This is a genomic window from Shewanella sp. 1180_01 (assembly GCF_052850535.1).
In genome coordinates, this window is record NZ_VXCT01000017.1 from 29,248 (window position 1) to 41,613 (window position 12,366).

Sequence of the window (12,366 nt, forward strand, 5' to 3'; positions counted from 1 at the left end):
CAGTAAAGTATTGATAGAAATTGTTAGCCTAAAAGCGGTGGGGATCTATCCTGTCATCATGTTATCCGTACACATCCTAGTGGCCTTAGTCTCAAACGAGGTTCTACAAGGGGCGCATTATTCTAAACACAGTAACCAATTGATTATATAGCTACTCATCGAGACCTTTACTGCTGTTCTGAGCTAGAGCATCCGTTGCTCTGGATGTATTGATGTCATGATGTGTGTTGATGCGAATACTGTGAAAGTTAAGCTTATTATTCTGCACTGATAATGGAAGTTTACTGCTCTTTTAGTACGGCATAAGGTATTGATTTTGTGACTTAAAGTACTTTAGGTACTATAGTGAAAGCTTATTTTATCTGAAACTTAGGTGTGCGCTTCCTAGGTTTCTTATTTGATTTTGGGGGAAAAGTGCGAATTTTAATGAACAATTTCAAGGTGATTAGTTTGATGCGCCAGTGGTTACTGCTGGCATTATTAAGTGTGGCGTTACCGCTACAGGCGAGCGAAGAGCCGCAGTGGGTGGGGACGGCTGACTTGCCCATGAGTGGGCGAATCCATACCGGTGAACTTGCCAATGGCATGCGCTATTTATTAGTGAGCAATAAGACGCCAGAGCAGGCTGTCATAGTACGTATGCGGGTGGATGTGGGCTCAGTGGTGGAGTCTGATACCGAGCAGGGGTTAGTGCATTTTCTTGAGCACATGGCCTTTAATGGCTCGACGGGTTTGGCTGCGGGGGAGATGATCCCGACATTGCAGCGTCTTGGTCTGAGTTTTGGCGCCGATACCAATGCTGTGACTGAGTTTCAGCAGACGGTTTATCAATTCAACTTGCCCAGTAATAGCCAAGATAAAGTCGATACCGCTTTGTTTTTAATGCGCGAAATTGGCAGTAATTTATTACTCGACCCGGCGCTTATTGAGCGTGAAAAAGCTGTGGTATTGGCTGAACTGCGTGAGCGCAGCGGTGCGGATCTGGAGAATTACCGCAATCAATTACAGTTTTTAATGCCAGATACACTGTTGTCAAAGCGCTTACCTGTGGGTGAGGCGAACAGCATCAAGAATGCTACTCGCGAGACGCTGCTGTCTTTATACCAAGGTTTTTACACGCCCTCACGCACCACCTTAATTGTGGTGGGTGATATCGAGGTAGCCGCAGTTGAACAAAAGATAAAACAACAGTTTGCCAGTTGGCAGGCCGCGCCTTTGGCGGCGAAGGTTAAGCCGCAAGCGCTAGGCACTGTCGCAGAGCGTCAACGCGTCGATGCGGCGGCATTTTTCGATCCTAGCCTATCGACCTCGGTTTCACTCGGTATGCTCAAGCCTATGGCATACCCTGCCGACAGCCCTGCCGTACGAGAGCAGGAAATACTGCTCGAACTTGCCCACGGCATCTTGTATCGCAGAATGGAGTCGCAGCGACTGCACAGCCAAGGTTTATCTGGCGTTAGCCTGCAGGTTGGGGATCAATTTGATATCGCCTATGGCACTCAAATGAGCTTAGGTACGCAGGAGAATAACTGGCAAGAGGGCATAGCAATATTGGAGCAAACCCTGCGCCAAGCACAAGAGTTTGGTTTTAGTCAGCAGGAAATTGACCAACAAATCAAACGTATGCACAAAGGGTATCAGCTCAGCGCAGCGGGTAGCACTACTATCCACAGTGTGAATATTGCCGAGTGGTTAGTGTATTCGGTCGCGGAAAATCGCGTGCCTGTAGAGCCTGAGTGGCAGCTGGCATTTTTTGAAAAAATACTGCCGACAGTGACGCCGCAAAAGCTAAAGCAAGTGTTTAATCAGACATGGAATGCTACGCCGTATCTGTATCTGACGAGCAATAAGCCCATCGAAAATGTTGAAAAACAGCTTATCGCTAGCTATGAGAAAAGCCGCAAACAAGCTGTGAGTACGCCAGCAACTAAGGCGATTGACGAGTTTGCATACACTCAATTTGGCGATCAAGGCAAGTTAGTGGCCGATAGTCGCGATGCCGAAACGGGCATTCGCCAGCTACAGTTTGCCAATGGCGTACGCCTTAATCTTAAGCCTACTGACTTTAATAAAGGCACTACTTTGGTCAGCCTCAACATAGGCTTTGGTGAAGTGCCATTCCCTGAGTTAGATGGCTTATCTTATCTGTTTAACAGTGCGTTTGTGCAGGGTGGACTCAAGGCCCATGATTATGAAAGCCTGCAGGAGATTTTTGCTGGGCAAGATATTTCCATTAACCTAGGCGTGCGTGAGCAGAGTTTTGGCGGTGAGATTAGTACCAATGCTGCAGAACTGCGCACGCAGCTCGGTTTAATGACGGCCTTTTTGATTGAACCCGGCATGAATAAGCAGGCCGAGCAATTGTTCCGCGAGCAAGTGATTGCCGAGCAGCAAAGTCTCCATAGCAACCCGCAAACTGAGTTTTCTAATCAGTTTGACCGTATCTCCCACAGTGGTGATAAACGTTATGGTTATGGTGAACCGGAAGACATTTTAAAACGTCAGTTTGCAGAGCTGGCGCCGAGTTTCCATTCAGCCGTCGAGCAAGGAGCAATTGAAATCGCCATAGTGGGGGATTTCGACGAAGCCAGCGCCATTACTGCTGTGGCTGAAACTCTCGGAGCAATCAAACGCAGCCCCACTGAAAATGGCCAATCGCTAGTGCCTGTGTTCCCGAAAGTGCCTGCTAAGATGACGTTAACACACTATGGTCATCCAGATTCAGCAGCGCTGGCCATGGTGTGGCCAACAACGGATATGACTCACCTAAGCCAACACGCTGGACTGGGATTGTTGGAGCAAGTGCTCAGCATCCTATTAACGGAGAACGTGAGAGAAAAAGCGGGCGCGAGTTATTCGCCATCGGCCTTTTCTTACAATGATCTCAATGCCAGCGGTTACGGTTATCTCGGTCTATTTAGCGTGACGACTCAAGCCATGTTGCCAACGGTTTCCGAGTATTTCACCGCTGCAGTTAACCAAGTGAAGCAGCCGCAGGGGATTAGCGAAGACTTACTTAACCGAGCCCGCCAACCTGTGCTTGAATGGATGCAAGCCGCGCCGCAGAGCAATGGTTTTTGGTTAGATTTGGCATCAAATGCCCAGAGTTATCCTGGACGCTTTGCTGCTTTCAAACAAAGGCAAGTGTTGGCACAGAAGATGACACCGGCTGAGCTCAGTAAACTGGCACAGCAATATTTGCCAGCTGATGGCAGTTTAACCATCCAAGTCCTTCCTGCACCACTTGAACCCCAGCAATGAGTGTTGGTGCATAGAATAGAAGATTGATCATTCACCGCCATATCCCCTGTGCTAGCCAGTGCAGGGGATATTTTGTTCTAACTCCAACGTTCAGTCTTGGCCTATTTCATCGGTCGTCAACGGAGATGTCATCCGTGAGATGCTTATTGTTTAATTCGATTGTTCTAGCTTAAATTGATTGCAGATTTGTTGGATACACAGTTCCCGCTGCTGACACCAAAGCCCATAGCTCACGGGGATAAGTTTAATGCCTGCGCGCTGTAAGAGTTTATACAGTTCAATATCGAAAAAGTCCGCCCAAGGTCCTGGGTAACCGATTAAATCTATCGCTAAATATTGGTCACCATAGCGGCACAGAATGTCCAGTTCTAGCCCCGCCATATGGTAGGCGCGCCAGACTGTTATGCCTTTTGCTTCAATCGCGAGTGCCACCGACTGGCCGAAGCTATCGAGGGCATCGACATAATTGTGCGCCGCTTGAAATTGGCCCGCCGATGTTAAGTAAGTTGCCAGTAAATTATTGTTGGGGAGCTCATGCGCTTGTACCGATAAAAATAGCCACTGCATTTGTTTAGCGCGGGTGATGGCGACATTGAACATATCGGCTCGATTTAAATACACGGCGGCGCGGCTGTCGTTGGCCGTAATGCTAAACGACAGCAGCATGATATCGCGCTCTTCCCCTTGAAAACCAAAGGGCGTGGCAATCCTCAATTGATGACGTTCTATTTGTTGTGCGCTAAAGCGTGCGAGGATCTGCTGGGATAAATACTCAGTTTGATTGCGAAAACAGGAGAGCACACCAATGCTGGCGGGCACTAATGTATTCATTTGGTCATCAATCAGTTGTGATAACTTTTGAATTAATGCCTCCGCTTCTAGTCTGTTAACTCCCTTGCTATCCCGCGCGCCTGTCACTTGTATTCTATGTAAGTGTCCTGAACTCGTGCAGGGTCTGTGCTGCATAATTTTCAGCATGCCTTGATAAAACTGCTGATTACTAAATTGGATCAGCTCAGGTTTACTCCGAAAATGCTCATTTAAAAATACCACTTGGGATTGGCTCGCAAGGGATTGTGATACTAAGTCGAGCATACTGGCATCACGGTAGCTCATTAGGCCGCGGCAATCCGCAGCAAGTCCGAGTTGGGTTTGGATTTGGGTTTGTTTTGCGCGGGATAAAAACGAGAAATGGCGCAGCTGTTTGCTGTCGCCCACCACCAGTGCTGCTTTTGCCCGCTGCAAGGCCGGTAAACAGGCGGCAATATTGGCTTGGGTGGCTTCATCAATAATCACTAGATCAAACATTTGCTGCTCCATGGGCAGCACTTTATGCAAGCTGGCAAGGCTAGATAACCAAATGGGAAAGGTTTGCTTTAAGGCATCAAAATCCGTTTTGTAGAAACCGTTGAGTTGCTTAGCGGACTGCCGAGCGCGAAGTGCACTGGCAAAACTCACCAGCGTACTGCGCTTATGTTTGAGTAATTGGTTTAATCGATAGTGAGTGGCCAATTGTAAGTATTTGAGGCTTAAGTCTTCTTTTTGGGTTATGAGGGCGGTTAATTTATCGAGCACATCCCATTGCTGAGCAAACTGTTTGATCCCGGCACGGTAAGCCCAGTTGTAAAATCCTAAGCGCCAGCGTGATTGTCCTTGTTGTAAGGTCGCCAGTTTTTGGCCGCGACGTATGGCGTGGCGGCAATGGTGTATAAAACCGGCTTCCATTTTGGTTTGCTCGCGAGTCACAGTATTAAGTTGCTGTTTTGCATTGAGTAGTAGGATATCTGAGAGGGTTTCAGCAGTCGCAGGATGCTGACCATGAAGCATTTCATCTATCTGGTTTTTAAGGACTTTAATAAACTGCGGCGAGCCGGCGCGAATAAGGCTGCTCCCAAGCTGGAATTGTTGCTGCAACTTATCGGCAATCACATCAACGGCAACATCGGTATGGGCTACGATGAGTACAGATTTACCCCTTAATACCTGCTCCGCCGCCACTGTGGCTATGGTGTAACTTTTACCCGTTCCCGGTGGGCCCGATATTTGCCCCAAAGTATGGTTGGCCGCCACCTTTAAGGCTTGAATTTGTGCGCGGCTTAATAGCCCAGGAAGGTAATTCTCTTGGGTATCGACATTGTGACTAACTGAATCTCGAGTTGGCGCTTGCCTAAACAGCGCTTGAAGCGGCGCAGAGTGTGAGGGCGCTGTGATGAGATTGTCGAGTTCGTGCAATATGCCTCGACTTGCCTGCGAACGCTCTGCAAGAATAATTTGGCTGCGACTAACCATAAACCGCCCACGTTTACGGCATAAGCCAGTGAATTCAGTCTCATCGATCAGCTTGGGAAAATGCAATAAATGACTGGTATCAACATCGGCTTGGCCCGCCCGCAGCCAAGCTATCCAGCCACTGACATCCGTTGGATTATCGCGTAACTCTTGACTTAAGCTGTGTCCTTCAATGACTAATTTTTCTAACAGGGCTTCATTGATGGTGAATGGCCCGCCGCCAGAGAAGCTGTTATTAGATTCGAGGTAAATGTTATCGCCATCGGCCTGTAACTGGCATTCACGGTACAGCAGTGGCGTGACGACTTTACGTTTTTCGCCATTAAGCTCGACAGTGCCGCAGAAAAACAGACAAGAGTGCAATAATACTTTTTCACGTAGATACAAGGCACTACGCGCCATTAATGCGGAGGCAGGAGCAAATGGCACCGGCAAGCGAGGCAGAAAGCCACTGCTTAACTCGTCTTCACCTTGGAGCAATAGCTTTTCTTGCTCAGCAAGTTTGTGGCTAGACCAAAGGTTAATTTCAGCACTATCGTGTTGAAAACACTGTTTGTAGTAGTTAAGAATCCCTTGCAAACCCTATCCATCCCAAAGGCTTAATTGGCGGTGCGAGAGTAACTCAATCGTATAAGTCGAACAAGGTTTGCACCAACTGTGGATGATTTCTCCATGGTCGCAATAGCCTAAAAGAGAGGTATTCGATATGCCAGCCTTATTTCTCTGGAGCGGAAGCGTTTTTGTAGATGTGAACTAAGGTATCAGCAATCGCATTTGTATCAATTAAGGGCCCGAAAAGTGGCGTTTGTATCAGTATCTGGCGTGTTATTGAAATGTTTGTTAAGTGTTTGAGTTTGTGAAATATTTGTTTTTGTTTTTAGTGGAAATTGCCATTGTTGTCATTGTATAACTGCGTAGACTGAACTGAATTTTTGTCTGCTAATGAGGGAAACAATGATAAAAAGTAAGCTAAAGGGATTCGCGGTTTTGACCTTCGCCTGTTTAGGCGTGACCGCTTGCGGTGGTTCTGATAATGACAAGGATGAGGATACCTCTAAAACTGATACTTATGTACAATTCTATAATGCGACAGTGGGGATCACTGCTACCGCGCTGAAGATTGGCGATAAAACCTATGAAAGCGTGAGCTACGCAGATGCGATGCCACGATTTACATCTACCCCCGGTGTGAGTGAGGTAGAGGTGATCGGTAAGGATGCGGCAAATAAAGATATTTCACTCTACAAAGAGAATATCGATTTAAAAACGGCAACCGACCATTTCTTTGTATTGCATGGGGATTTTGCCTCGCCAGCCCTTTTGAATATCAATTACTCGCGTACCGAGCTCGATAAACAAAATGCCGAAGCGGACAAGAGCAAGATGCAATTATTGATTGCACACACTGCGACTGATGCACCTGCCTACGATGCCTATATTGCCAAAGCGGATAAAGGCTTTGCCGATGCAGTGATGCTAGGCAGCGTCTCCTATGGTGAGGTTTCAACACCACAGATTTTAGATACGGGCGACTATAAAATTTATCTGACTGCGGCGGGTACGACCAATATCAGTTACACCACGGCAAGCATTAACTTTAAAACCAAGGTGCCTTATAAGTTGATTTTAAGGGAAAGCTTTGGCGCTTCAGCCGCTAAAATCAGTTTAGACAGCGTCGACTCAACCACCAATGTGCGTAACCATGTCGCCCTCGAAAGCAGTGTAGACTTCAGAGTATTCAACGGTTTGGCTACACATAATGTTGATGTGAAAGTGGTGAGTAGTAAGCAAGAAGCGCTATTTAGCAATGTAGCCCCCTTCGGCGTAACAGCTTACCAAGGCGCCGAGTTTAATGACTTTGGTGTGAGCGTACTTGACCATACTAGCCAAGCTAAATTACTCGACAATGTGCTGATCACCCTTAATCAAGATGATATTAAAACCATCTTCATTTACGAGCAGGCGACAGAGCAGGGCAGCCAAGTGAAGGCGATGGAGATGAAGCAAACTCAGACGCCAAGTCCCTATAGCTTTAAGTTTGACATCGTGAGTTTTGCCGATAAAAGTAATCTCACTGTATATTTCTTAAAAGCAAATGACACGATTGAAACTGCGGTAAATAAAATCACTGCGGTCAACCCAGCTAGCCCTCAGTCAGTGACTGTACCTGCAGGCGAATATTCTATTAAAGTCATCGCAGTCGAAAACGGCACTAAAACCGTTGTCTATGCCTCCGATTTAATGGATTTCAGCAATGAAGATAATGTCACTATGGTGCTGAATAAAGATGCTGCCACTAGCTTTGGTTATAACTTGATTAAGCTCTAACCGTTAAGGTGAGTGAACTTAGCTAATACAAGAGCGCTACTTAGGTAGCGCTTTTTATTGATTGTGGCAGTGGGGTTAATGTAGGCTAATCGGCAAAAATTAAGCTGAGTGGTGGTTGTGTGGATAACGCGAGCAGCATAGGAAAAGGAGTTCACTGTGATTAGCAAAGGATTTAAAGATGGCCATTTCCAAATTGGTGAAGGCAGTATTAGCGGTACCATAGCGTGCATGTTAGCCATATTATCTTTTTTAGGTGTATTGGCGTTTCATTTCCCTGAATACCTGACTACCCCCGAATTACGCCAAAGTTATAACGTCGATATTATTCGCAGTTTGATATTTGTCGCCTTAGTGGTGTCGGGCAGCTTAGGTTTATTAAATTTTATTCGAAATAAAAATAAACGATTTGGCTTTGTCGCTTGGGTATTTGTGAGCTTGGCGATTGCCTTTGGTGGTCATCAAGTCGAGGTCGAGCCTTTTGCCAATCATAAGGTCTCACTAGGGTTAGATTGGTTTATTTTAGACTTATTAGGTTCAACCTTAATTTTTATTTTTATCGAAAAATGGCTACCCCATAAACCTGAACAGCCAATATTGAGACCCGAATGGCAAGGGGATTTAAATCATTTTTTGGTGAATCATTTAGCGATTGGATTTGTATTATTGGTGACGAATCAATTTGTGCAGTCGACCTTTTCTTGGGCCATTTCCAGCACAGTGCAAAGCTTTATCGCGGGTCTGCCCTTTGTGTTGCAACTGCTGTTGATTCTATTGGTCGCCGATTTAATGCAATATGCGGCGCATCGCGCTTACCATGAGATCCCATTCCTGTGGCGTTTCCATTCGGTGCACCATAGCGCCAAGCATTTAGATTGGCTGGCGGGATCAAGGCAGCATATGTTTGAGTTGATCGCCACCCGCTGTCTAGTACTTACGCCGATTTTTATCTTGGGATTTTCCAAAGATATCATCAGTATTTATGTCATTATCGTTGGCGTACAGGCGGTATTTAACCATGCCAATGTCCAAGTTAACTTCGGTTGGCTACGTTACTTAATCGTCAGCCCGCAGTTCCACCATTGGCACCATGCTTCCGATAAGGCGGCTATAGATCGTAACTATGCCGCCCATTTTTCATTTTTAGATTACCTCTTTGGAACCGCAGTTCGAGGTCAGAAAGAGTGGCCAGAGCAATATGGTGTCGTCGGTGATTACATGCCCGTTGGCATGTTTAAGCAGCAATTATATCCCCTCGGTTTAGCGAAGAAGGACACAAAATAACGGCGCTGCATTTGGAGTGGTTTGTTTTGGAGTCATTGTCTGGGAGTCAATGTGAGGTCAACTGAGTAGCAATGTTTAAGTGATGGTTAACTCTGGCACTGGGACAGCAAAAAGCCCAACACAGCGTTTTTAATTGGCGCTTTGTTGGGCTTTTTTGCAGTTAATATCGCAAGCGTTATTCGCTGATTTTCAGTTCTTGGCCTGGCTTAATAATGCTCTTGCCATTGAGCTGGTTCCACTTCATTAAATCAGCCAGTTTGACCTTATTCTTACGGGCGATTTTATCCAGTGAATCGCCGGATTTCACTTTATAGGTTTTCGCTTTTACCGCAGGCTTGTCGGCCGATTTTGAGCTGGCGGCTTTAGTGCCACTGGCATTTGCTTTAGTCGATGACTTGCTGCTGACTTTGCTATCGGCCTTAGTGTTGGCTTTAGCGGGTTCTGGCTCATTATCATTGGCTGCCATTGGCGTTAAGAGTGTGAGCTCTTGGCCGATTTTGAGGCGATCAGAGGTCAGGTTATTAGCCTGTTTTAATGCCTTGACTGATGTATCAAACTTAGCCGCGATTGTGCCTAGGCTGTCGCCGGACTTAACGATATAGCTTTGGCTGTCATAGCGTTTTTGGGCGTAGAGTTTGTCGTGATTTTCCTGATATTGGCCTATGTTTTCCAGCGGTAAGGCGATCTGATATTTGCCTTTGCTCGGGATCACGCCTTGGCGAAAGCCCGGGTTATAGGTTTTAAATTCTGCCTTGCTCAGCCCTGCCGCATTGGCGATTTGGCCGATATCCACGCCACTGGGCGCAGGGACTCTATCTAAGAAAGGGCGGTTAGCAATCGGTCGCACTTTTAGATTGTAATGATTGGGTGCGCGAATAATTTGAATAAAGGCCAGCCACTTAGGCACAGTTTGTACGCGTTTCGCCGGAATGCCCAGCGACCAAAAGTCCGTTGGTTTACCCTTGGCTTTATTCTTGTCGATGGCGGCTTTAATCACCAATTCACCGGTATTGTAGGCGGCGACGGCGTTGATCCAGTCTTTGTCTAAGGTGTCGTACAAATGCTGTAGATAGTCGAGCACGGCATCGGTTGAGGCCAGTGCATCTTTGCGACCGTCGTAGGCAGAATTAACCGTTAAGCCAAAATTACGCCCCGTGGCTGGGATCATCTGCCACAGTCCAGCTGGGCCGTTTGCCTGTGCCAGTGGATTGTAACCACTTTCGACTATGGGTAATAACGCCAATTCTAATGGCATATTACGGGCTTCGAGCTGGCTGACGATGTAATACAAAAAGGGTTCGGCGCGTTCGCCGACTTGGTTCATAAATTCCTGTTTATCATCGAAAAAGTTACGCTGTTTGCGCACTTCGGCATCGTCATGTACGTCAATGGTGTTGGCGTGTTGGATCTTTTCCCAAACGTCGCTGTACTGCTCAACCACAGCGGGTGGCGTGTGCTGCTGGTGTTGTGGCGAGTGCTCGTTAGCGTTACTCACATCATTTGCTGGGGCATTGAATTCTGTGGTTGATGGGCTTGCCGACGTGGTCGCGCAACCGCTCAATTGGGCCACAAACATGGCCAGCATTAGCACTGTAAAAGAGTGCGTTTGGCGAAAATGTTTCCGCATGATTGTCCTGTGATGAGTTAACTGGGCATTCCATATTGGTGCACATGCTAATCTGTTTTCGCGTTTCTGGATAGCTCCCCCACGGTTTCCCCCTATTTGCAGCGCCCGCCTAACGCCTGCTTAACGCACGTTTAGCGCCGATTGTGCTGCCCTTTGGCTGGATATCTTGCGTTTAGCTTTAGCTATTAATGCGCTACCATAGCGGCGATTTTTCATTGACTTGGGTAGCAAAGTGCAGACGTTAGCGCAGTTAAGAGCAGGGCAGTTACAAGGGATCACGCGTTTACAATTGGTAGAGGAGTTAACCGAGTTTCCGCGGGAGATTTTTGACTTAGCCGATACCCTCGAAATCCTCGATTTATCGAATAATCAATTGAATACTTTGCCCGAGGACCTGTACCGATTATCGCGTTTAAAGATCATCTTTGCTTCTAATAACCGCTTCGAGCATTTACCCGAGGCATTAGGACGCTGTGAAAGTTTAGAGATGATTGGCTTTAAGGCGAATCAAATCCGTACTGTGACTGCCGCTGCGTTACCGCTGCAAACTCGCTGGCTCATTCTTACCGATAACCAAATCGAAACCTTGCCTGCGGCTATGGGCGATTTACCTCGTCTACAAAAATTAGCCTTAGCGGGTAATCGGTTAACGGTTTTGCCCGAGTCGATGGCCAATTGCCGTAACTTAGAATTGGTGCGCCTATCGGCCAATCAACTGCAAGCGCTGCCAGCTTGGCTATTGGGTTTGCCTAAGTTAACTTGGCTCGCGTTTGCGGGTAATCCGTTCAGCCATACCTTAGTCGATCCCCATGCCGATGTGGCCACTGTGGCAAATGTGACTCTGGATGATATTAAGTTGGCAGAAAAACTGGGTGAAGGCGCCTCAGGGATAATTTATCGAGGTGATTGGTTGAATCAAGCCATGATCGCCATGACGGGTTCATCGCAGATTGCGGTAAAACTCTTTAAGGGGGAAGTGACCAGCGATGGTTATCCCGCCGACGAGTTAGATTGCTGCCTAACAACGGGAGATCATCCGAGCCTTATCAAGGTGGTCGCGCACATCAGCCAAAAAGATCAATTGGGCTTAGTGATGGAGCTTATCCCGCCGGGGTTTAGCAATTTAGGCTTACCGCCAAGCTTAGCAAGTTGCACCCGCGATACTTTTCATGCCGATACCCAGTTCAGCCTTGATGAGGTGGCAATGATGGCATTCCAACTCGCCGATGCGATGGCGCACATGCACGCTAAGCAAGTGAGCCATGGCGATGTCTACGCCCATAACATTATGGTTAATCAACAGATGAACTTGTTGTTTGGTGATTTTGGTGCGGCATCCAATTTACGCAATCTGTCTACAGTCGAGCGCTTGGCGATGGAGGCGATTGAAGTGCGGGCGCTGGGCTGCTTGATTGAAGATCTGTTGGCTTATGTGAGTGGCTCGGTTGGCCCTGAATACTATAAAAAATTGAGTGCGATTAAAGACGAATGTATGCAGTTAGATGTGACTCAGCGCCCCTGTTTTGCAGACGTAAAAAAGGCCATCGGAGCCCTGCTAAAAGGCAAATAGTGGCTTGCTA

The 12,366-nt window shown here is 47.1% G+C and carries 6 protein-coding genes; 4 read left to right on the forward strand and 2 right to left on the reverse strand.

Features of this window, described 5'->3' with window-relative positions:
- Positions 1-453: 453 nt before the first annotated feature.
- Positions 454-3,261, forward strand: coding sequence for a M16 family metallopeptidase (locus tag FW758_RS11220; protein WP_446445437.1), 2,808 nt, complete (start codon positions 454-456; stop codon positions 3,259-3,261).
- A gap of 150 nt (positions 3,262-3,411) precedes the next feature.
- On the opposite strand, the gene FW758_RS11225 is transcribed toward FW758_RS11220, so the two are convergent.
- Positions 3,412-6,129 carry a DEAD/DEAH box helicase gene (locus FW758_RS11225; protein WP_446445412.1) on the reverse strand — a complete coding sequence of 906 codons (2,718 nt, stop codon included), beginning with the start codon at positions 6,127-6,129 and terminating at the stop codon, positions 3,412-3,414.
- Positions 6,130-6,504: 375 nt separating this feature from the next.
- Between FW758_RS11225 and FW758_RS11230 the strand changes: the two genes are divergently transcribed.
- Together FW758_RS11230 and FW758_RS11235 are read left to right on the forward strand one after the other, a co-directional pair.
- Positions 6,505-7,878, forward strand: coding sequence for a DUF4397 domain-containing protein (locus tag FW758_RS11230; protein ID WP_446445413.1), 1,374 nt, complete (start codon positions 6,505-6,507; stop codon positions 7,876-7,878).
- Between the two features lie 159 nt (positions 7,879-8,037).
- On the forward strand, positions 8,038-9,159 hold the full coding sequence (locus FW758_RS11235) for a sterol desaturase family protein (RefSeq protein ID WP_106651750.1): 1,122 nt from the start codon (positions 8,038-8,040) through the stop codon (positions 9,157-9,159).
- 175 nt (positions 9,160-9,334) lie between these two features.
- Here FW758_RS11235 and FW758_RS11240 read toward each other — a convergent pair whose 3' ends face one another.
- Entirely contained in the window at positions 9,335-10,786 is a 1,452-nt protein-coding gene (locus FW758_RS11240; protein ID WP_446445414.1) for a LysM peptidoglycan-binding domain-containing protein, read from the reverse strand.
- A 232-nt stretch (positions 10,787-11,018) separates the two neighbouring features.
- Here FW758_RS11240 and FW758_RS11245 point away from each other — a divergent pair, with 232 nt between their 5' ends.
- The gene (locus FW758_RS11245; RefSeq protein ID WP_446445415.1) at positions 11,019-12,356 is read left to right on the forward strand and encodes a leucine-rich repeat-containing protein kinase family protein; all 1,338 of its coding nucleotides are present in this window, start codon (positions 11,019-11,021) and stop codon (positions 12,354-12,356) included.
- The last annotated feature ends 10 nt before the right edge of the window (positions 12,357-12,366 follow it).

Bases quoted from the DNA above. Each gene is read 5' to 3' on its own strand.
- FW758_RS11220 (WP_446445437.1), top strand. From the start codon at position 454: ATGCGCCAGTGGTTACTGCTGGCATTATTAAGTGTGGCGTTACCGCTA.
- FW758_RS11230 (WP_446445413.1), top strand. From the start codon at position 6,505: ATGATAAAAAGTAAGCTAAAGGGATTCGCGGTTTTGACCTTCGCCTGT.
- FW758_RS11240 (WP_446445414.1), bottom strand. From the start codon at position 10,786: ATGCGGAAACATTTTCGCCAAACGCACTCTTTTACAGTGCTAATGCTG.